The organism is Telluria sp. LT2P34 (genome assembly GCF_059685915.1).
The window spans coordinates 146,980-168,650 of sequence record NZ_JCASIN010000001.1; the positions used below are offsets into that span (position 1 = coordinate 146,980).

A 21,671-nucleotide genomic window follows, 5' to 3' on the forward strand; every position below is an offset into this window, starting at 1 on the left:
AGGCGGGCTCGTTTCAGCCGCGGCGGGCTCGTTCCAGGGCGCTGCCCAGGGCCTCCAGGGCGAACGGCTTGAGCAGGGCCTGGGCCGGCAGGCCCTCGACAGGTTCGAGCGCGCGGCCGGAAGCGAAAATCACCGGCAGCCCGGGCAGGCGCGCGCGCGCGGCCCTGGCGAGGTCGATGCCAGACATGCCTGGCAGGCCGAGGTCGGTCAGCAGGATGTCGCCGGCGACCAGCGCCGGCAAGGCCGCTTCGGCGCTGCCGAAGCCTGCAGCCGGGTAGCCCAGCATGTCGAGCAGGGCGCAGAGCATGTCGCGGCCATCCTCGTTGTCTTCCACCACCACCACGCGCGGCGCGGCGCCGGCTGCTCCGGATTGTCCGGATTGCGCTGCGGTCGCCATGGCCGCCGCCGCTTCCTCGTTGCCCGCATGCTCGTCGAGCAGGGCGCGCAGCTTGCGCGCCAGCTCGTCGCGGCGGTAGGGTTTGCTGATCAGTTCGACGTCCGGGTCGAGGCGGGCGCCGTGCATCATGGCGTTACGCGTATAGCCCGAGGTGAACAGCACCGCGATGTGCGGGTGGCGCTCGCGGGCCAGCTTTGATACGCGCTCCGGTCGATACGCGTTTTTACGGCTGGCCCTTGTTCTCGTCCTCGGCTTCGGTGTCGATGGTATCGGGCATCGAATCGTGGATGTTGCCCGGCAGCTGGCCAACGCGGCGGGTGTCGTCGGACTGCATGTCGAGGTTGACTTCCTCGGCGACCTCGAAACGGCCGTCCTCGGCCCCCTCTTCGCCCGGCAGCAGGTTTTCGGAGCGGTTGAATTCGTCCGTCTGGGTTTGCGGCGTATGCGGCTGTCCGCGTGGATCGTTGGTGGCCATGATGTTCTCCGGATGGGTTGTTGTCATGGCTTCATTATTACCGACCGCCGCCAGCGCAGGCGCACGCTTATTTGTGCTTATTTATGTTTACCTTCGCGCGGCAGATTCTTTTCCAGGATCGCCCACAGGATCAGGCCATAGGCCAGCAGCCGGATCAGGTAGTGCAGCGGCGAATCCTCGCCGCCGGCGTCATTGAGGGCCGAATACAGGCGGTGCAGGCCTTCGATGAAGAAGGAGAGCGCGAAATACAGGAAGAAGCGGTCGCCGGAGTTGCGCCAGAAGCGCAGGAAGTACAGGGCGATCACAAGCGAGCCCATGCAGATTGCGCCGGTCAGCAGGTCGGTCATGCTCATTCCTTTTCGTAGATCAGGCCGTACAACAGCAGCGAGACCGCGACCAGTGCGCTGATCAGCCTGGCGGGCAGGAAGTCGATGTCGGGGAACACGATTTTATCCAGCAGCAGCAACAGGTTATTCAGCGTCATGACCACGAAGCAGGAGCCGCTCCAGAACAGCAGGCGGTAGCCCGTGCGGCGGTAGCTGGCCAGCAGCAGCCAGGCGCAGGCCAGCGAGGTGAGCATGCACAGGGTGTAGATGGTTTGTCCCACTACGAATCCTTTCGCAATTTGAAGGCGTCGGCAAACTGCTGCGCCTTGCGGTCGAGGGAAGAATGGATGAGCACGGTAACCTCGACGAGGTGGCGGGCGTACAGCTCGGCCAACGCATCGATTCGTCCGCGCAATTGCGGTGAGGCGGGCTGGTACTGGAAGCATACGTGGGGCGGCGCGCCGCTGCGCACCGCCATGCCGGCGCGCGCCAGCTCTTCGAGCAGCACCTCTGCGGTGCGCTCGCGAACGTACAGGCGCCCGGCCAGGGTGGCGCATTGCCACTGCTGGTCCGGATTCGCGCGCAGCAGCAGCAGCGCTTCGAGAAAGGGCACGGACGGAATGCTGGTGAGCACGAATCGCCGCAAGTCTTCCGGGAACGGGAGATTTTCCATGGACGGCCGGGATTTCCGATATGGAATGTTATAGAAGAGGCCGCAATTCTAGACCATTCGGCCACACATTGCAGCAAATGCATATACCGAACCCGGCGCATTTTCCAGCTCATCCTTGCCTTGGCAACCGGTCGCCAGGTTAAATCTGTGTCGGCTACAATGCGGCTTTGTCACGTTTACCCTCATCGCCATGTTCCAACGATTCATGACGGGCGCGGCCTTGTGGGCCGCACTGCTGCTTCCTGCGCTGAGTCCGGCCCTGGCCGCCGGCACCGGTTGCCCGGACCATTATGCCGAAGGCCGCGCGCCCGAAATCCGCAACCCGAAGCTGGCCACCGCGACCCGCGAGCTGTGCTACGGGGTGTTCGGCGTCATGCATTCGGGCGTCACCCGCACCCCGCTATGGTCGGCCGAAAACCTGGATGCGCGCCAGCTTGCCGACGCCTCGGGGCTGCGGCGCGACAATGCCTTCCACGCCGAGCCACGCCTGCCGCGCTCGCAACGCGCCGAACTCGACGACTACGCGCGCAGCGGCTTCGACCGCGGCCACATGGCCCCGAACGGCGACATGCCGGACCGCCACACCCAGCGCGAGAGCTTCACGCTGGCCAACATGGTTCCCCAGGACAGTGAGCACAACCGCCATATCTGGGCGCCGATCGAAAGCGCGGTGCGCAAGATGGCGAAGAAGGAAGGGCAGCTGTACGTGATCACCGGGCCGGCCTTCCTCGGCACCAACCTGCGCAAGGTCGGCAATGTGCTGGTGCCGACCCACCTGTACAAGGTCGTGTACAGCCCGCGCCAGCGGGCGGCGGCCGCCTGGTTTACCGAAAACCGCGCACGGGCCGACATCCAGGTCATTCCCGTGGCCGAGCTCGAGCGCATCGTCGGCATCACTTTCCTGCCGACCCTGACCCAGGAGCAGAAAGAACGCATGCTCAAGCTGCCGATGATCCGCCAGAAAAAGCAGCGCCGCACCTTTTCCTGATTCTTGATACCGACCATTCCAGGAGTTTTTCATGACCGCGAAGAAAAAGGCCTTTGTGCCGTATGCAAACGAAGCCGACGTCGTCCAGATCGGCGACCTGATGCTGGAAAACAGGTTGGATCGCATCACGATTTCGGGCGACGTCGACCTGACCATGGATGCCGCCGGGCTGGCGCATGCACGGCGCCTGCACGAGATCGTCACGGCCGTGCTCGAGCGGCTCGAAGCCGAATCTTTGCCGGACCGCCTGCCGCCCGCGAGCGTCAAGACGGTCGACAACCCCTTCAGTTAAGCACGCGCGGCGGAGGAGGGCGCCGCGCCCAGCCTGCCGCTTCCGCGCCTTTTTGCATCGACTTCCGGTTTCATGTTTACCCTTCCCGCGGCGCCTTGCGTGCCGACCCGGGCCGCTTGGCGCGCCGCCGTTCCAGTCCCTTCCCCGTCCTATCGCGCCCGCCGTTCCAGGTTAATTTTTTATTATCGAACGAGCTCAACATTTACGGGAGTCAATGGTGCGCTGTGCCCCGACCGTTTGGAGTAATCTGGATTTGTCTCGCGCCAGCAACCAAAGGGAGCCGTATCAATGGCAGTCAATTCAGCAAATCCAGAGCAGTCAACAGGACAGGAGTCCATCCGGATTCCTGTCGTCGCTGAGCAGCTTGCCGTCGGCACGCGCACCGTCGACACGGGGCGTGGCGTGCGCGTTCACAAAACCGTGGTCGAACAGCCGGTCACCATCGACGAGGCCCTCGGCTTCGATGCGGTGGACGTCCGGCACGTCGCAGTCGACCGTATCGTCGCACCCGACGAGGTCCCGGCCACCCGCTACGAGGGCGACACGCTGATCGTGCCCGTCCTCGAAGAAGTGCTGGTGGTCGAACGTCGAGTGCGTATCAAGGAAGAGCTTCACATCACCCGGGTTCGTCAAGAACGGCAGCACCAGGAATCGGTCATATTGAAGGCCGAGCAGGTGAATGTCGAGCGTTTCGACGAATCCGGAATCCCACCATTGAAGTGACTAATAGTAACTGGAGGATCCATCATGCAACATACCCTGATCGCCGTTTTTGATAATCACGCTGATGCAATGAGCGCCAAGAGCGAACTGCTGTCGTCGGGCTTCTCCAGCTCCGATGTCCGCCTGTCGCACGGCGATGAAACCCTGCCGGGCGGTTCCATGAACCCCGGCACCAGCTCGACTACGACCACGACCAGCACCACCACGACCGACGAGCCGGGTATCGGCGCGAGCATCAAGAACTTCTTCAGCGATATCTTCGGGTCCGATGATGACGCTTACAGCAACAAGTATTCGACCGCCGTCCAGCATGGCAACCACGTGCTGACGGTCAATACCGACAGCGAGCCGGAAGTCGAGCGCGCCGCCGACATCGTCGAGCGCTTCGGCCCGATCGACATCGACGAGCAGTCGGAAAAGTGGGGCGAGACGACAGGTTCGGGCGCGGGCATGAGCGCCGGCGCGATGCGCGGCAGCGCCGGCAGCATGAGCGGCGGCCAGTCGATGTCGCTGCAGTCCGATAACGACCGCCTCCCGCTGAACCAGCAGTCGCTGAACGACCCGAATCCAATGGGCACCACCTACCAGGAGCCGATGGGTTCGCACGACCAGCTCAGCGCGGGCAGCTATGGCGCCGGCACCGGTTCGAGCCTGCAGCAGAACAAGAGCGGTTCGTCGCTCACCGGTTCCTCCCTGGAAGGCTCGGCCGCGTCAACGTCCATGACCGGCTCGTCGATGGCCGGTTCGTCGAGCCTCGGTTCGCAGCAGCGCGACACGAACACCGCCGCCATTCCGGTGGTCGAGGAGCAGCTGAAGGTCGGCAAGCGTGAAGTCCAGCGCGGCGGCGTGCGCGTCTACTCGCGTGTTGTCGAAACCCCGGTCAACGAGACCGTCGGCCTGCGTGAAGAGCACGTGAATGTCGAGCGCCGTCCGGTCAACCAGCCGATCAGCGGCACCGACACCGCTGCCTTCAAGGAGCAGTCGATCGAGATGCGCGAAACGTCCGAGGAAGCGGTGGTCCAGAAGTCGGCCCGCGTCGTCGAAGAAGTGATGATCAACAAGGATGTCACGCAGCGCGAACAGCAGATCCATAACACGGTGCGCCACACCGAGGTGGAAGTCGAGCAGCTGGCCGGCGGCGCCAGCTCGAGCATGTCGGACGACGACGACTACTACCGCAACCACTTCAGCAGCACCTACGGCAGCAGCGGTGGCTCCTACGACACCTACAAGCCGGCCTACAGCTATGGCACGCAGATGCGCCAGAGCGAGATCTACCGCAACCGCCCATGGGACGACGTCGAACCGGAACTGCGCAGCAGCTGGGAAACCCGCAATGCCGGCTCCACGGGTTCGACCTGGGAAAGCATGAAGGCTGCCGTTCGTCACGGCTGGGATAAAGTAACGAAGTAAGAGTGACGAAGTAAGAGTGACGAAATAAAGCAGTAATGAAATAATCAGCAGTAAATGTGCAGCATCGGAACGGGCGCCTCGGGGCGCCCGTTTTTACGTCTGCGGCCAGCTGCCGTCTGCCATTGGCAGGCTGATACGGTTGCGTCCAAGATGCTTGGCGCGGTACAGGGCGGCGTCGGCGATGGCGACCAGTTCGCTGGCATGGTTGTCGGGGCCGGCGATCGCCGTCGCGGCGCCGATCGACACCGTCACCTTGCGCAGCGGCGCCAGCCCGTTCGGCAACTGCAGGCTCTCGACCCGGCGCCGGATGCGCTCGGCGACGATGGCCGCCCCCTTGAGCGACTGGTTCGGCAGGATCACGGCGAACTCCTCGCCGCCATAACGCGCTACCAGGTCGTTGGCGCGCATTTCGCTCGCCACCGCGGTAGCGATCCGTTTCAGGCATTCGTCGCCGCCGAGGTGGCCGTTGGCGTCGTTATATGCCTTGAAATTGTCGACGTCGACCATCAGCAGCGACAGCGGCTGGCACAGGCGCACCGCCCGCGTCCATTCGGCCGCCAGGGTATCGTCGAAGCAGCGGCGGTTGGCCAGGCCTGTGAGGCCATCGCGGGTCGCGAGTTTTTCGAGTGCCGACTGCGCCATCTTTTCGTCGGTCAGGTCGCGCAGGGTTTCCACCACGGCCCGCAGGCGCCCGCTTTCGTCGAAGATCGGGCTGGCGTCGGCCGCCAGATAGCGGCGCTTGCCGGCGCGCGGCATGTCGCACCAGGTTTCGATCGACAGCGGCGCCGCCGCGGCCTGTGCCTTGCCATGGCGCGGATAAATGTGGCGGATTTCGTCGGTGCGGTTCTGGATGACGAGGTCGGCGAGGGTGGGGCGGCGGTGGTCGTAGAAACTGCGCCAGTGATCCTCGGTGCCGATGACCTCGATCGCCGGCACGCCGGTCAGGCGCTCGCAGGCGCGATTCCAGATCAGTACCTGGGCCTTGCTGTCGAGGACGAAGACGGGCACCGCCAGCATCTGCAGCAGCTGGTGCGTGAACCGCAGGTCGGTATCGGGAGCGAGCACATTGCCTTGCGGTCCGGGCAGGATGCCAGGGGCAGCGCCCGCGATGGCGGGCATCGCGTCGGTTGCCGAGCTCGGGCGTTGCAATGCTGTACTGGTCATCGGAGGCCTTTTCAACTATCTGTTGAGCAATCTTTTGATTGCTGACAAGGACCGATTCTGCAACCGCCGCCTGAGCTGGTTATTGATTTGAAGCAATATTCACGGGATTGACTTCTCAGGCGGCCATCATTCCATGCCGTGCAGGTAGGTTCAGGGTGAGGCGCGTGCCGATTCCCGGCCGGGCTTCGGCCAGCAGGCTGCCGCCGAGCGCCTCGATGCGCGGGCGCATGTTCGACAAGCCGCAGCCGCAGCCTGCTCCCGGCTGGCCAGGGCCGACGCCGTTGTCGTCGATACGCAACGACAGCTGCGCGCCGTCGTGGCCCAGCTTGACGCGCACTTCGGTGGCGCTGGCCTGGCTCGAAATCTTCGCCAGCACTTCCTGCAGCACCCGGTAGAGCAGGGCGCCGGCATCGATGGCGGCGCCGTCGTCGTCACCGTGCGCGCCCTGGACCGCCATCGGCGCCACCTCGAACACATGATTGACACCCGTCAGGCGCGTGAACTCGTCGAGCTGGCGCGCCATGGCCTGGTCCAGGCGCTCGTCGGCGGCAAACGGGCGCAGGCCGTTGACGACGATGCGCAGCGAGCGCAGCGCCAGGTCGAGGGTCCTGACCATGGCGCCGGTTTTCTGGTGCACCATCGGATGGATGCCATTGCTGGCAACCTGCAGCAGCGCCAATTCGATCCGCAGCGACAGCAGCGTCTGGCCCAGGTCCTCGTGGATGTCGTGTGCAATACGGTCGCGCTCGCCGTCTCGGATCGCGTCCTGCTGGCGCACCAGGCGCGAGAGCACGGTCTGGGTGTCCTGCAAGAGGCTGTCGGACAGCTGGCGGGCGCCGCGCTCGCGGGCAAGCTGGCCGCTCAGCTCGCGGGTGCGGTCGTCCGCATCGATGGTACGGCGCAGCAGCAGGCAGATCGCGCCGCCCAGTCCCAGCAGCCACAGGATCGTGATGAGCGTCGACAGGCCAGGCGCCGCCGGCGCGAGCTTGCCGAGCGCCCCGAGCGCGCCGAGTGCGCCCACGGCGCAGGCGAGCAGGACTGCGATGACGGGAATACGGCCGGCTGTCCTGGCAAGTGCGGTCTTCATGTCGCTCCTTCCGACGGTTATAAGAAATTTCCTCCAGTAAAGTTAGCGCTTGTCGCAGGGATGAATGTTGTTGGGAGTCAATACCTTTGCTGCCCCTTTGGTGGTTGCCGCAAGCGTCGCCGCAGATCGGAGCAAAGGGCGTCGGTTCGAGCGAAGGCCGCCGAAGCGGGTACGGCAAGGCGGTCGCCAGGACGTTATAATGCTTGGTTGACGAGAGGTTTACTGTGACTTACAGCATCAAAGAAATTTTCTATACCTTGCAGGGTGAAGGCGCCCATGCCGGGCGGCCGGCGGTGTTTTGCCGCTTCTCGGGCTGCAACTTGTGGACGGGCCGCGAGAGCGACCGCGCCAGCGCCGTCTGCCAGTTCTGCGACACCGATTTTGTCGGCACCGATGGCGAACGCGGCGGCAAGTTCCGCGACGCCGAGTCCCTGGCCGGGACCATCAATGGCTTGTGGCCTGCGACCCATGCCGCCAGCAAGTACGTGGTCTTCACCGGCGGCGAGCCGCTGCTGCAACTCGACGCCGCGCTGATCGACGCGATGCATGCGCACGGCTTCACCATCGCCATCGAAACCAATGGCACCCTGCCGGTGCCGGCCGGGGTCGACTGGGTGTGCGTCAGTCCGAAGATGGGTTCGACGCTGGTGGTAGGCAAGGGCAACGAAATCAAGGTCGTGATCCCGCAGGCGAACCAGGACCTGGCCAGCTACGAACACCTGGACTTCGAGAATTTCTTCGTGCAGCCGATGGATGGCCCGCTGGCCGCGCACAACACGCGCCTGGCGATTGAAACCTGCCGCGCCAATCCGAAGTGGAAGCTCAGCCTCCAGACCCATAAACTGTTACAGATTCCCTGAAGCGCACGACGATGTTAACTATCACCCGCAAGCTCGAATTCGACGCCGGACACCGGATTCCCGACCACAAGAGCCAGTGCCGCAACCTGCACGGCCACCGCTATACGCTCGAGATCACGCTCGTCGGCGCCGTCATCCAGGCCGAGGGAAACTCGGACAACGGCATGATCATGGATTTTTCGGACATCAAGGCGCTCGCCAAGGAGCACCTGGTCGATGTCTGGGACCACGCTTTCCTGGTCTACGAAAAAGACGACAAGGTGCGCGAATTCCTCGCCAGCCTGCCCGGCCACAAGACGGTCGTGATCGACCGCATCCCGACGGTCGAAAACCTGGCGCAGGTGGCCTTCGGCATCCTGAAGGCGGCCTATACCGACCGCTACGGCACCGGCCTGCACCTGCACAAGCTGGTGCTGCACGAGACCCCGAACTGCTGGGCCGAAATCACGGATGATTGAACCGCAGATGCCTGACTCGGCCCTGATCCTTCCCGACGCCGTGACGCTTGCGGCTGCCGAGGCGGCGGCCAGGGCCGACCTCGCCTTCATGCGCCTGGCGCTGGCGGCGGCCGGGCAGGCGCGCCTCGAAGGGGAGGTGCCGGTCGGCGCCGTCCTCGTCAAGGACGGGGAAGTGATCGCCGTCGGCCACAACCAGCCGATCGGGCGCCACGACCCGACCGCGCATGCCGAGGTCGTGGCCCTGCGCGCCGCCGCTGCCAGGCTTGGCAATTACCGGCTGCCGGGCTGCACGCTGTACGTCACCCTCGAGCCTTGCGCGATGTGTGCGGGGGCGATGATGCATGCGCGCCTGGCGCGGGTCGTGTATGCGGCGAGCGACCTGAAGACCGGCGTGTGCGGCTCGACCCTCGACCTGTTCGCGCATGAGGGCCTGAACCACCACACCGAGGTGGTCGGCGGCGTGCTGGCCAGTGAAGCGAGCGAGATGCTCAAAAGCTTCTTCGCCGAGCGCCGCGCCAGCGCACGCCGAAGCGTGGCGCGCTAGCCGCGCACACAGTCAACTTCGCCGCCAGTGCTGCGAAAATGCTATGCTGGTTTCGCGCTGCCGTCCGACCGACGGCCCTGTCACGGGAGACCAGCCTTGACCCCACACGCCCACCGGCATTGTTCACCGTCGCCGGTCCAGACGCTCTGCCGACCGCCATGCCGTCTGCCATGCCAAGCCTGACCGCAAACGGTATCCGCATCGCCTTCGACACCGCGGGGGACGCCAAGTCCACGCCGCTGCTGTTGCTGCACGACGCGGGCATGCAGCTCACCGCCTGGCCGGACGAATTCGTCGACGGCCTGGTCGAGCTGGGCTTCTACGTCATCCGTTTCGACCACCGCGATTCCGGCCTGTCGAGTAAATTCGACCGCGCCGGCAAGGCCAATCCCGTCTGGCGCTGGCTCAAGTCGGCCCTCAAGCTGCCCTCGCGCGCGGCCTACGGCCTCGACGACATGGCGCTCGACGCCCTCGGCGTGCTCTCCGCACTCGGGGTCGCCCGGGCGCACCTGGTCGGGGTGGCGATGGGCGGGATGGTGGCGCAGCTGCTGGCCGCGCACCATCCGCAGCGCGTGCTCAGCCTCTGCTCGCTAATGTCGAGCAGCAGCCGGCGCGGCTTGCCGGGACCGACCCTGCCGGCGCGCGAGGCGCTGCAGGCGGTGCTGCACCCGCTCGAGCCGGCCGACCCCGACGCCATCGTCGATGCCTCGGTCGCGCTGTGGCAGGCCATCGGCAGCCCAGCCTATCCCACGCCCGAAAAACACTTGCGGCGCCGCGCCGCGCGTGCGCTGCGACGTGGCTATTGCCCGGCCGGCGCGGCGCGCCAGGTGCTGGCCGTCGCCGCGGCCCCGGACCGCAGCGCGCTGCTGCAGTCGATCGCCGTGCCCACCCTCGTCATCCATGGCGCTGCCGACCCGCTGGTGCCGGCTGCCTGCGGCGCCGATACCGCGGCCCTGGTGCCGGGCGCGCGCTTCGAGCTGATCGAAGGCATGGGCCACGACTTGCCGGCCCAGCTCAACGAGCGGCTGCTGACCTTGATCGACTTCCATGCGCGCGGTAAGATGGCGCCGGACTCAACACCGCGCCTTTTCGTCAAACAGTGACTACTTCCCCCCTCGGCGTCGCCATCGTGGCGCCTGCCGGCTACCCGCCGGACCAGCGTGCCGTCGAGCGCGGCATTGCGCGGCTCGAGGCGCGCGGCTGCCTGGTCCATAATTATTACGACCATCGCGCCATCCACCAGCGTTTCGGCGGCACCGACGAGGGCCGCCTGGCCCAGCTGTACGCGGCGGCCGACGATCCCGACGTGCAGATCGTGATGGCGGCGCGCGGCGGCTACGGCCTCACGCGCCTGCTGCCACGGATCGATTTCGAGCGCCTGGCAGCCAGCGGCAAGATCTTCGTCGGCTACTCCGACATCACGGCCTTGCAGATGGGCCTGATGGCGAAAACGGGCGCCCCCAGCTATGCCGGCCCCTTCCTGATCGACTTCGGCAGCGACGAACCGGTCGATTTCACGCTCGACAATTTCTGGCGCTGCCTGGCCGGCCCCACCCACACCATAGTCGAAACCGCGAGCGGCAATCCCTGCGTCGAGGCGCACGGTCCGATCTGGGGCGGCAACCTGGCGATGCTCGCTTCCCTGATCGGCACCGAATGGTTCCCGCGCATCGAGGGCGGCGCGCTGGAAGGCGGCATCCTGTTCGTCGAAGACATCGCCGAGCACCCTTACCGGGTCGAGCGCATGCTGCTGCAGCTGTGGCAGGCCGGCGTGCTGGACCGGCAGCAGGCGCTGGTGCTGGGCGACTTTTCCGGCTACCGGCTGGGGCCGATGGACAATGGCTACGATTTCGACGCCATGCTGGCCCACCTGCGCAAGACCCTGCCGATTCCGGTCATCACCGGCCTGTCCTTCGGCCACATCGCGCGGCGGGTGACAATTCCCTTCGGCGCCCAGGCGCAACTGGCGAGCACGGAAGAAGGCTTTACCCTGCGCCTGAGCGACTATCCGACACTGCGCTGCGCCTGAATGGCGGGCACGGTCACGTGGTAAAATACGCGGTTAATCTGTCTATTTCCGCAAACTCCGCTAGAGGTCACACCAGTGCTAAGTACAGCCAATATCACGATGCAATTCGGCGCCAAGCCGCTGTTCGAAAACATTTCCGTCAAGTTTGGCGACGGCAATCGTTATGGCCTGATCGGCGCCAACGGCTGCGGCAAGTCGACCTTCATGAAAATCCTGGGCGGCGACCTCGATCCGTCGGCCGGCAACGTCGCCCTCGACCCGGGCGAGCGCCTGGGTAAATTGCGCCAGGACCAGTTCGCCTACGAGGACGTGCGCGTCCTGGATGTGGTGATGATGGGCCACACCGAGCTGTGGGACGCGATCGCCCAGCGCGACGCCATCTATGCCGATCCGGAAGCGACCGACGACGACTACATGCGCGCCGCCGAGCTCGAGGGCAAGGTTGCCGAATACGACGGCTATTCGGCCGAAGCACGCGCCGGCGAACTGTTGCTGGGCCTGGACATTGCCGGCGAGCTGCACCAGGGCCCGATGAGCGCCGTGGCGCCGGGCTGGAAACTGCGCGTGCTGCTGGCCCAGGCCCTGTTCTCGAATCCGGACATCCTGCTGCTGGACGAGCCGACCAACAACCTGGACATCAACACGATCCGCTGGCTGGAAGACGTGCTGAACCAGCGTAATTCGACGATGATCATCATCTCGCACGATCGCCACTTCCTGAACCAGGTCTGCACCCACATCGCCGACATGGATTACGGCACCCTGAAGGTCTACCCGGGCAGCTACGACGACTACATGCTGGCCTCGACCCAGGCCCGTAACCAGCAGCTGTCGAACAATGCCAAGGCCAAGGAAAAGGTCGCCGAGCTGCAGGAATTCGTGCGCCGCTTCTCGGCCAACAAGTCGAAAGCCCGCCAGGCCACCTCGCGCGCCAAGATGATCGACAAGATCAAGATCGAGGAATTCAAGCCATCCTCGCGCGCCTACCCGTTCGTGCGCTTCGAGGGCGAAAAGAAGCTGCACCGCCTGGCAGTCGAGGCCGAAGGCCTGACGAAGGCCTATGACCGCACCCTGTTCAGGAATTTCTCGATCATGGTCGAGGCCGGCGAGCGCATCGCCATCATCGGCGCCAACGGTGCCGGTAAAACCACGCTGCTGCGCTGCATCGGCGGGGCCGACATCACGGGTCTCTCCGCCGATCACGGCCGCGTCAAGTGGGCCGAGAACGCGAGCGTCGGCTACATGCCGCAGGATCCGACCGAGCAGTTCCCGAACGACGACGTCCTGACCGACTGGATGGGACGCTGGACCAAGGAAGGCGACGACGACCTCGCCGTGCGTTCCATCCTCGGCCGCCTGCTGTTTTCCGGCGACGAAGTCAAGAAGTCGGTGAAGGTGCTGTCCGGTGGCGAGAAGGGCCGCATGATGTACGGTAAGCTCATGCTGGGCCGTCACAACGTGATGCTGCTGGACGAGCCGACCAACCACATGGACATGGAATCGATCGAGTCGCTGAACATCGCCCTGGATAAATACGAAGGCACGCTGATCTTCGTGTCGCACGACCGCGAATTCGTGTCTTCGCTGGCCACGCGCGTCCTGGAAGTGAAGGAAAACGAGATCGTCGACTTCCGCGGCAATTACGAGGAGTACCTGACCAGCCAGGGTATCGAATCATGATGACGATCCTGCCGATCCGAACCTACGAATATGACCACCCGCAGGGCGGCCAGGCCTGCACCGCAGAGGCCTGGGCGCGCGCGCCGGCCGTGCCTTCGCCTGAAGAAAAGCAGGAACTCAAGGCGCGCATCCGGCGCCTGCTGAAAGAAAAAGAAGCGGTCCTGGTCGCCCACTATTACGTCGACCCGGAACTGCAGGACCTGGCCGAGGAAACCGGCGGCTGCGTTTCCGACTCGCTCGAGATGGCGCGCTTCGGGCGCGACCATCCGGCGAAGACCCTGGTGGTGGCGGGCGTGCGCTTCATGGGCGAGACCGCGAAGATACTGAGTCCGGAAAAAACCATCCTGATGCCGGACCTGGAGGCGACCTGTTCGCTCGACCTCGGCTGCCCGCCGGACGAATTTGCCGCTTTTTGCGACCAGCACCCGGACCGCACGGTCGTCGTGTATGCCAACACCAGCGCCGCCGTCAAGGCGCGCGCCGACTGGATGGTGACCTCGTCGATTGGCCTGGACATCGTCAGGCACCTGCACGAGCAGGGCAAGAAGATCCTGTGGGCGCCGGACCGCCACCTCGGTTCGTATATCCAGAAGCAGACCGGCGCCGACATGCTGCTGTGGCAGGGTTCCTGCATCGTGCACGACGAGTTCAAGGGCATCGAACTGGACTTGCTGAAAGCCGAGCACCCGCATGCCAAAGTGCTGGTGCACCCGGAGTCCCCGGCGAATGTGGTGGCGCTGGCCGACGTGGTCGGCTCGACCACGCAGCTGATCAACGCCGCCCAGACCCTGGACGCGACCACCTTCATCGTCGCCACCGACAACGGCATCCTGCACAAGATGCGGCTGGCCGCGCCGGGCAAGCATTTCATCGAGGCGCCGACCGCCGGCAACAGCGCCACCTGCAAGAGCTGCGCGCATTGCCCGTGGATGGCGATGAATGGCCTGAAAAACCTGGCCGAAGCGCTCGAGACCGGCGCCAACGAAGTCTTCGTGGATCCTGCGATCGGCCGCGAAGCCGTGCGCGCGATCGACCGCATGCTCGATTTTGCCGCCGCAAAAAAGGCCAGGGCGCTGCCGAGCGGCGCGCTGGAACAGAACAGCACTCTCTATTCGAACGTGGGCCCCGCATGACGACGTTGAAAAATCCGCATGCCGCTTTTGATGACAAGCTGCAGGCCAGCTTCGAGCAGAACATCCTGGCCGCCTTGCTGGAAGACGTCGGCACGGGCGACCTGACCGGGATGCTGGTGCCGGGCGAGCCGCACGCGCTTGCCCGCGTCATCGTGCGCGAGGCGGCCGTGCTGTGCGGCGCGCCCTGGTTCGAGGGCGTGATGCTGGCCGTCGACCAGGACATCGAGATCGACTGGCAGTACGCCGAGGGCGACCTGATGACGGCTGGCTCGACCGTGTGCACGATCGAAGGCTCGCCGCGTTCGCTGCTCACCGCCGAGCGCGCGGCCCTGAACTTCATGCAGCTGCTGTCGGGCGTGGCGACGAGCACCCGCAAGTATGTCGAGGTGATTAGCGGCACCAACGCGGCGATCCTCGACACGCGCAAGACCCTGCCCGGCCTGCGCCAGGCGCAGAAGTACGCGGTGCGCGTCGGCGGCGGCAAGAACCAGCGCATGGCCTTGTACGACGGCATCCTGATCAAGGAAAACCACATCGCGGCGGCGGGCGGCGTGACGCGCGCCCTGGCCAATGCCGACGCCCTGAATTCAGGCGTGAACGTACAGATCGAGGTCGAAACCGTCGCCCAGCTCGAGGAAGCGCTGGCGGCGGGCGTCAAGTCGGTGCTGCTGGATAACTTCAATCTGTCGATGATGCGCGAGGCCGTTCAGGTCAACGCCGGCCGCGCGCTGCTCGAAGCCTCGGGCGGCATCAACATGGAGACGGTGCGCGCAATCGCGGAGACCGGCGTCGACCGGATCTCGATCGGCAGCCTGACCAAGGACGTGCGCGCGACCGATTACTCGCTGCGCATCGTCGGCTAACAACTAGACCCCGCTCTCGCTCGCCTGGGCCAGGGCCTCCGCGCGCGGGCTGCGCATGCCGAGCGGCTCGCCCACCTGGGCCGCGATCGCATCGACCGCCTTCACCACCTGTTCCGGATGCGCGTAATGCACCATGTGGCCGACGCCCGGCATCAGGTGCAGGCCGCTGGCATCCTCGTGCGTTGCCTCTTGCAGCTGGGTGTGCAGGCGCTCCGACTCGTGCGCAGGGAAGACCACCTTGTCCTGGGTGCCGGCCAGGATCTGCACCGGTACTCGCAGGCCGTCGATGCGTTTCGAGAGGGAGATGGCCGCCGGTATCATCAGCGCCGCATCGGCCGCGCTGGCGCGAACCTGCTTCGGGCGCAGCACCATCCAGGGCGAGAGCTGGCGGAAGCGCTCGGCCACCGGCATCGGGGCGAACATGTGTTTCGTCACGAGCGGCCACAGCAGGCGCGAGAAGAGCGGCGTGATCGTGTGGCGCAGCAGGTCGCCAAACAGCGGAATCGCTGGCTGCACGGCGAGCGGCACGTCCAGCCGCAGGGTCGGGTAGTAATAACCGGACAACAGCACCAGCCCACGCACGGCGTCCGGCACCTGCAGGCCCATCGCCAGCGCGACCATCGTTCCCCAGGAGTGGCCGAGCACGATGGCGGAGTCGATCCCGAGCGCCTGCATCGCGTGGTGCAGCAGCCTGGCCTGGGCGTCGGGCGTCCACAGCGTGCTGCGCGGGCGCTCGCTGTAGCCGTAGCCGGGACGGTCGAAGGCGATTACACGGTAGCGCTCGCTCAGCTTGTCGATCAGTCCGCTGTACTCGAAATCGTTGGCAAGCACCCCGTTCCCGTGCAGGAGCACCAGGGCCGGGCCACTGCCGCGCTCGAGGTAGTGCAGGCGCACGCCGTCGACCTCGACGAACTTGCCGCGCGGCGGATTGTCGCGCTCGGCCTGGGCGGTCTTGCTGCGCACGACCAGGTAGGACGCGGCCAGGCCGATGCCGGCCAGGAGGGCGCCCTTGCGCCAGACCGTATCGGATGCGATGTTCTTGAATGATCTTGTCAAAATGTTCCCCTTGGGTTGTGGCGCCGATGGGCATCGGCGCCTTATTAGTGGGCGGAAGCTGCCTGGAGAACTTGCACCACCTGCGGCAGCAGGCGTTCGGCGGATTCCTCGATTTTCAGCGCCAGCAGGTCGTCGGCGCGAGTGAGGCCGAGGTTGACGGCGGCGATCGGTTTCCCGGCGGCCGCGGCCAGCCGGCAAAAGCGAAAGCCGGAATACACCATCAGCGACGAGCCGACGACCAGCAGGGCGTCGGCCGCCTCCATCTCGGCCAGCGCCCGCTCGCGGCGCGCCTGCGGCAGGTTGTCGCCGAAGAAAATCACGTCGGGCATCAAGCTGCCGCTGCAAGCCGTGCAGCCAGGCAGCTGGAAGTCGTCGAGCGCGGCCGGTTCGAGCTGGGCGTCGCCGTCGGGCAGGGGCCTGGCCACGGTCGCTCCCACAAGGGCGGCGACGGCGGGATTGGCGGCGACGAGCTGGGCCTGCACGGCGGCACGCGGCACGCGCAGGCCGCAGTCGAGGCAAATCACCGAATGGATATTCCCGTGCAGCTCGAGTACCGCGTGGCTGCCCGCTTGCTGGTGCAGGCCGTCGACGTTTTGCGTCAGCAGCGCGCCGATGCGCCCGGCGCCCTCGAGCGCGGCCAGCGCCGTGTGGCCGGGATTCGGGCTGGCCCGCGCCAGCACCGGCCAGCCGACCATGCTGCGCGCCCAGTAGCGGCGCTGGACGGCGCTGGACGCGCGGAAGGCGGGGCCCTGGATTGGATCGCTACCCCGGCGCACGCCGTCGCGGTCGCGGTAATCCGGGATGCCGGACGCGGTCGACAGTCCGGCGCCGGTCAGCACCAGCGTGTTCGTGTGGCGCGCCAAAAAATCGGCAAGCTCGGCGGCCTTGTTGTGTTGCGTCGAACCTTCAGCCATCGGATGCGCTCCTCCATTCGAAGAGGATCCTAGCATCCTTGCCGGGTCAGGCAGAGCACGTTACCGCGCGGGACCAAGCCCGAAGCATCGAGCGCTCAGCGCGTGGACACCGCAATGCCGCCGACGATGAGCAGGAATGCCAGCCCGTGGTAGAGCTGCGGCGCCTCGCCGAGGAAGCTCGACGACAGCAGTGCCGCGAACAGCGGCGTCAGGTTGACAAAAAAGGCGCCGACGGTGGGCCCGGCGCGCTGCACCCCGGCGCCCCAGGCGCGCACCGCCAGGATGGCCGGGCCAACCGCGACGTAGAGCAGGGCGGCAGCCAGGGACCAGCTCCAGGCGATGTCGATGCCGGCGATGAGCCCTTCGGCCCCGCTCAGCGCCGCCGACCACAACACCCCGAACCCGACTTGCGCGAGCAGGAAAGCGGCCCAGTCGGCGCGCAGGCCCGGCGCGTCCTTTTGCTGCATCAGCATCCAGCTGTAGAAGGCCCAAGCGATGGTGGCCAGGATCATGTAGAGGTCGCCCGCAACCAGGCGCAGGGCGGCCAGCTGGGCCAGGTCGCCGCGGCACAGCACGACCAGTACGCCCCCGATCGAGAGCGCGGCGCCGGCCAGCTGCTTGCGCCTGACCGGTACCCCGAAGAACAGGCGACCGACCAGCAGCATCGACACCGGCAGGCTTGACGCGACCAGCGTGACGTTGATCGGGGTGGAGGTTTGCAGGGCCAGGTATTGCAGGGAGTTGTAGAGGCCGATGCCGAGCAGTCCGAGCATGCTGTAGCGGCGCCAGTTGGCCAGCACCCGGCTGTCGGGGCGAAAGGCGGCGCTCCCCAGCGGCAACAGGATCAGCAGCGCCAGGCTCCAGCGCAGCAGGTTCAGGGTCATCGGCGGCACGGCGTCGCGCACCAGGCGACCGACGATGGCGTTGCCGGCCCAGAGCGCAGGAGCGGCGCTCAGGAGCAGGGCGGTGGAAGCGGTGAGTCCGGGTTTCATGGGCAAGCGCGGAAAGCCTGCCGCACGCGCAGGCCAGCCGACAATCATCGTATATTAGCGGCGGGCTGGCGTCAGCACGCTTGGCAGCGCTTTCGGCAAGGTGTCGGGATAGTCGCGCGAATAATGCAGGCCGCGGCTTTCGTGGCGCGACAGCGCGCTGTTGACGATCAGCGAGGCCACGTCGACCAGGTTGCGCAGTTCCAGCAGGTCGTGCGTGATGCGGAAGTTGCGGTAGTACTCGTCGATTTCTTCCTTCAGCAGCGCGATGCGGTGCTGGGCGCGTTCGAGGCGCTTGGTGGTGCGCACGATGCCGACGTAATTCCACATGAAGCGGCGCAGTTCGTCCCAGTTGTGGGCGATCACGACTTCCTCGTCGGCGTTGGTGACGCGGCTTTCGTCCCAGGGCGGTAGCGCCGGGCCATCCACGCGCGGCGCGGCGGCGATCTGGCTGGCGCAGGCGCGCCCGACGACGACGCATTCGAGCAGCGAGTTGCTGGCCAGGCGGTTGGCGCCGTGCAGGCCGGTGCAGGCGGTTTCGCCGACAGCGTACAGGCCGGGAATGTCGGTGCGCCCGGCCAGGTCGGTGACCACGCCGCCGCAGGTGAAGTGCACGGCCGGCACCACGGGGATCGGTTCCTTCGTGATGTCGATGCCCAGTTCCATGCAGCGCGCATAAATCGTCGGGAAATGCTCCATCAGGAATTCGGGCGTCTGGTGGCTGATGTCGAGATGGACGTAGTCGAGACCGCGCTTTTTCATTTCGAAGTCGATGGCGCGGGCGACCACGTCGCGCGGGGCCAGCTCGCCGCGTTCGTCGTGGGCCGGCATGAAGCGCGTGCCGCCGGCCAGCGCCGCATCCGGCGGCAGTTTCAGCAGGCCGCCTTCGCCGCGGATGGCTTCGGTGATCAGGAAGGATTTCGCGTACGGGTGGTACAGGCAGGTCGGGTGGAACTGCATGAACTCCATGTTCGAGATGCGGCAGCCGGCGCGCCAGGCCATGGCGATGCCGTCGCCGGTGGCGGTGTCGGGGTTGGTGGTGTACAGGTAGACCTTGCCGGCGCCGCCGGTGGCCAGCACGGTGTGCTCGGCCTCGAAAGTCAGCACCTGGCCGCTCTCTTCGTCCTGCACGTACAGGCCGTGGCAGCGCGGCTGGCCGACCAGGTGAGGGGCACCGCCATGCACCGCGGTATGAACACCTTTGCCCGTCAGTTTGTCCGAGGTGATGACGTCGATCGCGCAATGGCGTTCGAACAGCGTGATGTTCGGATGGGCGCGCACCTTCTGCTCGAGCGTGACCTGGACCGCGTGGCCGGTGGCATCGGCGGCGTGAATGATGCGGCGCTGGCTGTGTCCGCCCTCGCGGGTCAGGTGGAAACCCATCTCGGCGCTGGCGTCGCGCGTGAAGGGCACGCCCTGTTCGATCAGCCATTCGATGGCGGCGCGGCCGTTCTCGACGATGTAGCGTGTGGCGGCCTCGTCGCACAGGCCGGCGCCGGCCACCAGGGTATCGGCGATGTGCTGGTCGTGGCTGTCGCCGGAATCGAGGACGGCGGCAATCCCGCCCTGGGCCCAGCTGCTGGCGCCATCGAGCAAGGCACGTTTCGAGATGATGGCAACCGAGCGCGTCTGCGCAAGATGCAGGGCGACCGACAGGCCGGCCAGGCCGCTGCCGACGATTGCAACGTCAAATTTCATGGAAGTCTACAGTGAGTACAGAGGCATCACTATAGACGATTTGCTTCACCAGGAGGTAAGCCAGCTGGCGCAGGCAAAGGCGACCGCTTCGCGCCAGGCATTGCCGCCGGCGTTCGCGCAGCCTGCGATCTCGACCCGCCGGCTGCGCGGGTCCTGGTGTTCCAGTGCGCAGCTGCTGCCCGCGCCGCCGGCACTGCTTCTGGACACCAGCAGCACGCGCCCGCCGAAGCCGTCGATGAGCGGTGGAATGGCGACCGCGGCAGAAGGCACGGCGGCAGGCACGGCGGCGGGTTGTTTTGCCCTGGCGGCAGCGCTGCCGAAGGGAACCGCGCGCCGCAGCAGCCGTTGCGCCAACGAGCGCCTGGCAGGAACCGGCGCGGCGCTCGCGGCACGCGGGCCGGGCAGGGGCGCATCGGGAAGCAGCGGATCGAGCAGCGCCAGGCCCGCGACCCTGGCATCACCGGCCGCGTAGTGGGCTGCAAGCGGCGCGGCGTCGCCGGGCGCGAGGATGACGGCTTCCTTCATCTCCGGCACATGGATGAAGAATTCCCGCATGGCGGCGGCGATGTCCTCGTCGGCCTGCGCTGCGGCCGGGCTGGCGGCGTCGCCGTCGCTGTCGCCATAGCCGCGCCGGTCGAAGCGCATGACGGCGATGCCGCGCCCCGCCAGCAGGCGCGACAGCAGAGTGAACTGGCGATGGCTGCCGGCGCGGTACTGGGTCGTGTCGGGCAGGATCAGCATGCCGCGCATCAGCGGACGCTCGGGAACGTCGACGATGGCGATCAGGCTGACGCCGGCGCAGGGAAAGCGCAGGGCGCGCTGTTGGAGTTTCATGCCGGGTCTCCGGAAAACAGGCGGCAGGTCGCCGCGCGCAGAAGCGGGCTGTCGAGCTCTCCCGGGCCCGTCCAGTCCAGGGCGCCGTCGAGCGCGTGGAAGTGCAGTTCGACCTTCGATGCGGCCCAGTGCCCGGCCAGGCGCGCCGCGGTCGCCGCCGCCTTCGATGGCAAGGCCTGGCCGTGCGCGCTTGGTTGGGGAGCCGCGTGCGCGAACCAGTGCACGCTGCAGGGCGGCAGCACCAGGCTGGCGGCGTCGCAGGCATCGACCGCCTTGACCAGCGGCACCGCCACTTCATAGCCGCCGACCTCGATGACGCCGTGCACCGCCAGCTGGGCGCGCAGGGCGGCGGTGCTGCGCGGCGCGCCCGGCGCCGGGTCGCGCAACTGCGGCGACATGCGCAGGAATTCGTTGATGCAGGCGCGCCCGCTCATGAACGGCTGCCACAGCAGCACCGAGCGCGGACGCAGGCGGGCGGCGACGTCGAGCGCCAGCAGGCCGCCCAGGCGCATGCCCCACAGCGTCAAGGGGCCGCTGTCGCGTTCGGCCAGCCAGTCGGCGGCCTGCTGCAGGTCGTCGTGCCAGATCTGCCAGCGCCCGGCGTTGAATTCGCCGCAACTGTCGCCGCAACCGAACAGGTCGATCTGCAGCACGGCATAGCCGAGCGCTGCAAAGGCGCGCGACTGCTGCGCCGCCATGCGCCGCGTGCGCTTGAGTTCTTCCGCGAAAGGGTGGACGTAGAGGATGGCGCCACGCGGGGCGACCTGGGGATTCGGCGCATGGTACAGGCTGAAGCGCGTGCCTGGCCTGGCGTCGAAGAAGAAGGGCTCCACGCGGGGCGTGGTCAGCAGCGGCGCATTCATGGACTGGCGTCTCCTGCACTCGTGTGGCTCGTCGCAACGGACTTTGCGAATCGAAGCCGGGGTGGGGCGGGGTGTCTCTGCGAAGATCGTGCATTCATGTCAATTTGACACGCGCACCTGTGCCGGACCTTGCGCACTGACAGGGCGAACGACCGGATAGTTATTGAGCAGGATCAATAGCCCGCTTGCAGTTTTTCTGAATCATAGATTTC

The 21,671-nt window shown here is 66.2% G+C and carries 25 protein-coding genes; 12 read left to right on the plus strand and 13 right to left on the minus strand.

The genetic code is table 11. The annotated features are described in order from the left end of the window. Positions 1 to 13: 13 nt before the first annotated feature. The 5 genes from AC56KZ_RS00660 to AC56KZ_RS00680 all read right to left on the minus strand — a co-directional run bounded on the left by AC56KZ_RS00660 (position 14) and on the right by AC56KZ_RS00680 (position 1,871). Positions 14 to 559: a response regulator gene (locus AC56KZ_RS00660; RefSeq protein ID WP_497160207.1), complete on the minus strand. Its 546-nt coding sequence runs from the start codon at positions 557 to 559 to the stop codon at positions 14 to 16. Positions 560 to 620: 61 nt separating this feature from the next. Next, positions 621 to 899, minus strand: a complete 279-nt coding sequence (locus tag AC56KZ_RS00665) for a hypothetical protein (protein WP_497160208.1) — start codon at positions 897 to 899, stop codon at positions 621 to 623. 50 nt (positions 900 to 949) lie between these two features. Next, complete coding sequence (locus tag AC56KZ_RS00670; protein WP_497160209.1) at positions 950 to 1,219, minus strand: DUF5985 family protein; 270 nt, start codon at positions 1,217 to 1,219, stop codon at positions 950 to 952. A gap of 2 nt (positions 1,220 to 1,221) precedes the next feature. Beyond that, a complete protein-coding gene (locus tag AC56KZ_RS00675) occupies positions 1,222 to 1,479 on the minus strand; it encodes a DUF5985 family protein (RefSeq protein ID WP_497160210.1) in 258 nt (85 codons plus the stop codon). Next, on the minus strand, positions 1,479 to 1,871 hold the full coding sequence (locus AC56KZ_RS00680) for a hypothetical protein (protein WP_497160211.1): 393 nt from the start codon (positions 1,869 to 1,871) through the stop codon (positions 1,479 to 1,481). Before AC56KZ_RS00680 ends, AC56KZ_RS00675 begins: the two co-directional genes overlap by 1 nt. A gap of 190 nt (positions 1,872 to 2,061) precedes the next feature. Between AC56KZ_RS00680 and AC56KZ_RS00685 the strand changes: the two genes are divergently transcribed. The 4 genes from AC56KZ_RS00685 (at position 2,062) to AC56KZ_RS00700 (ending at position 5,287) form a co-directional block, all read left to right on the plus strand. Next, positions 2,062 to 2,859 (plus strand): DNA/RNA non-specific endonuclease, encoded by a 798-nt coding sequence (locus tag AC56KZ_RS00685; protein WP_497160212.1) that lies wholly within the window; start codon positions 2,062 to 2,064, stop codon positions 2,857 to 2,859. A 31-nt stretch (positions 2,860 to 2,890) separates the two neighbouring features. After that, positions 2,891 to 3,151, plus strand: coding sequence for a hypothetical protein (locus tag AC56KZ_RS00690; RefSeq protein WP_497160213.1), 261 nt, complete (start codon positions 2,891 to 2,893; stop codon positions 3,149 to 3,151). 288 nt (positions 3,152 to 3,439) lie between these two features. Then, a complete protein-coding gene (locus AC56KZ_RS00695) occupies positions 3,440 to 3,874 on the plus strand; it encodes a DUF2382 domain-containing protein (RefSeq protein ID WP_497160214.1) in 435 nt (144 codons plus the stop codon). 24 nt (positions 3,875 to 3,898) lie between these two features. After that, positions 3,899 to 5,287: a YsnF/AvaK domain-containing protein gene (locus AC56KZ_RS00700; protein ID WP_497160215.1), complete on the plus strand. Its 1,389-nt coding sequence runs from the start codon at positions 3,899 to 3,901 to the stop codon at positions 5,285 to 5,287. 93 nt (positions 5,288 to 5,380) lie between these two features. On the opposite strand, the gene AC56KZ_RS00705 is transcribed toward AC56KZ_RS00700, so the two are convergent. Beyond that, positions 5,381 to 6,304, minus strand: coding sequence for a sensor domain-containing diguanylate cyclase (locus AC56KZ_RS00705; protein WP_497161190.1), 924 nt, complete (start codon positions 6,302 to 6,304; stop codon positions 5,381 to 5,383). Positions 6,305 to 6,566: 262 nt separating this feature from the next. Then, positions 6,567 to 7,538 (minus strand): sensor histidine kinase, encoded by a 972-nt coding sequence (locus AC56KZ_RS00710; RefSeq protein ID WP_497160216.1) that lies wholly within the window; start codon positions 7,536 to 7,538, stop codon positions 6,567 to 6,569. A 224-nt stretch (positions 7,539 to 7,762) separates the two neighbouring features. Here AC56KZ_RS00710 and queE point away from each other — a divergent pair, with 224 nt between their 5' ends. From queE to nadC, 8 genes are all read left to right on the plus strand, one after another. Next, positions 7,763 to 8,398 (plus strand): 7-carboxy-7-deazaguanine synthase, encoded by a 636-nt coding sequence (queE, locus tag AC56KZ_RS00715; RefSeq protein ID WP_497160217.1) that lies wholly within the window; start codon positions 7,763 to 7,765, stop codon positions 8,396 to 8,398. A gap of 11 nt (positions 8,399 to 8,409) precedes the next feature. Then, positions 8,410 to 8,856, plus strand: coding sequence for a 6-carboxytetrahydropterin synthase QueD (gene queD, locus AC56KZ_RS00720; protein WP_497160218.1), 447 nt, complete (start codon positions 8,410 to 8,412; stop codon positions 8,854 to 8,856). Next, on the plus strand, positions 8,849 to 9,400 hold the full coding sequence (gene tadA / locus AC56KZ_RS00725; RefSeq protein WP_497160219.1) for a tRNA adenosine(34) deaminase TadA: 552 nt from the start codon (positions 8,849 to 8,851) through the stop codon (positions 9,398 to 9,400). The genes queD and tadA overlap by 8 nt, the downstream gene beginning before the upstream one ends. A 170-nt stretch (positions 9,401 to 9,570) precedes the next feature. Beyond that, positions 9,571 to 10,503 (plus strand): alpha/beta fold hydrolase, encoded by a 933-nt coding sequence (locus AC56KZ_RS00730; protein ID WP_497160220.1) that lies wholly within the window; start codon positions 9,571 to 9,573, stop codon positions 10,501 to 10,503. Then, complete coding sequence (gene ldcA / locus AC56KZ_RS00735; protein WP_497160221.1) at positions 10,500 to 11,429, plus strand: muramoyltetrapeptide carboxypeptidase; 930 nt, start codon at positions 10,500 to 10,502, stop codon at positions 11,427 to 11,429. Before AC56KZ_RS00730 ends, ldcA begins: the two co-directional genes overlap by 4 nt. A 75-nt stretch (positions 11,430 to 11,504) precedes the next feature. Continuing rightward, positions 11,505 to 13,109 carry an ABC-F family ATPase gene (locus AC56KZ_RS00740; RefSeq protein WP_497160222.1) on the plus strand — a complete coding sequence of 535 codons (1,605 nt, stop codon included), beginning with the start codon at positions 11,505 to 11,507 and terminating at the stop codon, positions 13,107 to 13,109. Continuing rightward, positions 13,109 to 14,242 (plus strand): quinolinate synthase NadA, encoded by a 1,134-nt coding sequence (gene nadA, locus AC56KZ_RS00745; protein WP_497161191.1) that lies wholly within the window; start codon positions 13,109 to 13,111, stop codon positions 14,240 to 14,242. Before AC56KZ_RS00740 ends, nadA begins: the two co-directional genes overlap by 1 nt. After that, positions 14,239 to 15,105, plus strand: a complete 867-nt coding sequence (gene nadC / locus AC56KZ_RS00750) for a carboxylating nicotinate-nucleotide diphosphorylase (protein ID WP_497160223.1) — start codon at positions 14,239 to 14,241, stop codon at positions 15,103 to 15,105. The genes nadA and nadC overlap by 4 nt, the downstream gene beginning before the upstream one ends. Before the next feature lie 3 nt (positions 15,106 to 15,108). Here nadC and AC56KZ_RS00755 read toward each other — a convergent pair whose 3' ends face one another. The 6 genes from AC56KZ_RS00755 to AC56KZ_RS00780 form a co-directional block, all read right to left on the minus strand. Then, entirely contained in the window at positions 15,109 to 16,161 is a 1,053-nt protein-coding gene (locus AC56KZ_RS00755) for an alpha/beta fold hydrolase (RefSeq protein ID WP_497160224.1), read from the minus strand. A gap of 44 nt (positions 16,162 to 16,205) precedes the next feature. Continuing rightward, entirely contained in the window at positions 16,206 to 17,075 is an 870-nt protein-coding gene (locus tag AC56KZ_RS00760; protein ID WP_497160225.1) for an NAD-dependent protein deacetylase, read from the minus strand. A gap of 95 nt (positions 17,076 to 17,170) precedes the next feature. After that, positions 17,171 to 18,067: a DMT family transporter gene (locus tag AC56KZ_RS00765; protein ID WP_497160226.1), complete on the minus strand. Its 897-nt coding sequence runs from the start codon at positions 18,065 to 18,067 to the stop codon at positions 17,171 to 17,173. Between the two features lie 54 nt (positions 18,068 to 18,121). Beyond that, positions 18,122 to 19,762, minus strand: a complete 1,641-nt coding sequence (gene nadB, locus AC56KZ_RS00770; RefSeq protein ID WP_497160227.1) for an L-aspartate oxidase — start codon at positions 19,760 to 19,762, stop codon at positions 18,122 to 18,124. 45 nt (positions 19,763 to 19,807) lie between these two features. Next, complete coding sequence (locus tag AC56KZ_RS00775) at positions 19,808 to 20,596, minus strand: alpha/beta hydrolase family protein (RefSeq protein WP_497160228.1); 789 nt, start codon at positions 20,594 to 20,596, stop codon at positions 19,808 to 19,810. Further along, entirely contained in the window at positions 20,593 to 21,459 is an 867-nt protein-coding gene (locus tag AC56KZ_RS00780) for a hydrolase 2, exosortase A system-associated (RefSeq protein ID WP_497160229.1), read from the minus strand. The genes AC56KZ_RS00775 and AC56KZ_RS00780 overlap by 4 nt, the downstream gene beginning before the upstream one ends. Between the last annotated feature and the right edge of the window lie 212 nt (positions 21,460 to 21,671).

Bases quoted from the DNA above. Each gene is read 5' to 3' on its own strand.
- AC56KZ_RS00695 (WP_497160214.1), top strand. From the start codon at position 3,440: ATGGCAGTCAATTCAGCAAATCCAGAGCAGTCAACAGGACAGGAGTCC.
- AC56KZ_RS00685 (WP_497160212.1), top strand. From the start codon at position 2,062: ATGTTCCAACGATTCATGACGGGCGCGGCCTTGTGGGCCGCACTGCTG.
- AC56KZ_RS00710 (WP_497160216.1), bottom strand. From the start codon at position 7,538: ATGAAGACCGCACTTGCCAGGACAGCCGGCCGTATTCCCGTCATCGCA.
- AC56KZ_RS00665 (WP_497160208.1), bottom strand. From the start codon at position 899: ATGACAACAACCCATCCGGAGAACATCATGGCCACCAACGATCCACGC.
- nadA (WP_497161191.1), top strand. From the start codon at position 13,109: ATGACGATCCTGCCGATCCGAACCTACGAATATGACCACCCGCAGGGC.
- AC56KZ_RS00670 (WP_497160209.1), bottom strand. From the start codon at position 1,219: ATGACCGACCTGCTGACCGGCGCAATCTGCATGGGCTCGCTTGTGATC.
- AC56KZ_RS00760 (WP_497160225.1), bottom strand. From the start codon at position 17,075: ATGGCTGAAGGTTCGACGCAACACAACAAGGCCGCCGAGCTTGCCGAT.
- nadB (WP_497160227.1), bottom strand. From the start codon at position 19,762: ATGAAATTTGACGTTGCAATCGTCGGCAGCGGCCTGGCCGGCCTGTCG.
- AC56KZ_RS00765 (WP_497160226.1), bottom strand. From the start codon at position 18,067: ATGAAACCCGGACTCACCGCTTCCACCGCCCTGCTCCTGAGCGCCGCT.
- AC56KZ_RS00730 (WP_497160220.1), top strand. From the start codon at position 9,571: ATGCCAAGCCTGACCGCAAACGGTATCCGCATCGCCTTCGACACCGCG.
- AC56KZ_RS00705 (WP_497161190.1), bottom strand. From the start codon at position 6,304: ATGCTGGCGGTGCCCGTCTTCGTCCTCGACAGCAAGGCCCAGGTACTG.
- AC56KZ_RS00690 (WP_497160213.1), top strand. From the start codon at position 2,891: ATGACCGCGAAGAAAAAGGCCTTTGTGCCGTATGCAAACGAAGCCGAC.
- AC56KZ_RS00780 (WP_497160229.1), bottom strand. From the start codon at position 21,459: ATGAATGCGCCGCTGCTGACCACGCCCCGCGTGGAGCCCTTCTTCTTC.
- AC56KZ_RS00775 (WP_497160228.1), bottom strand. From the start codon at position 20,596: ATGAAACTCCAACAGCGCGCCCTGCGCTTTCCCTGCGCCGGCGTCAGC.
- AC56KZ_RS00680 (WP_497160211.1), bottom strand. From the start codon at position 1,871: ATGGAAAATCTCCCGTTCCCGGAAGACTTGCGGCGATTCGTGCTCACC.
- AC56KZ_RS00700 (WP_497160215.1), top strand. From the start codon at position 3,899: ATGCAACATACCCTGATCGCCGTTTTTGATAATCACGCTGATGCAATG.
- tadA (WP_497160219.1), top strand. From the start codon at position 8,849: ATGATTGAACCGCAGATGCCTGACTCGGCCCTGATCCTTCCCGACGCC.
- queD (WP_497160218.1), top strand. From the start codon at position 8,410: ATGTTAACTATCACCCGCAAGCTCGAATTCGACGCCGGACACCGGATT.
- nadC (WP_497160223.1), top strand. From the start codon at position 14,239: ATGACGACGTTGAAAAATCCGCATGCCGCTTTTGATGACAAGCTGCAG.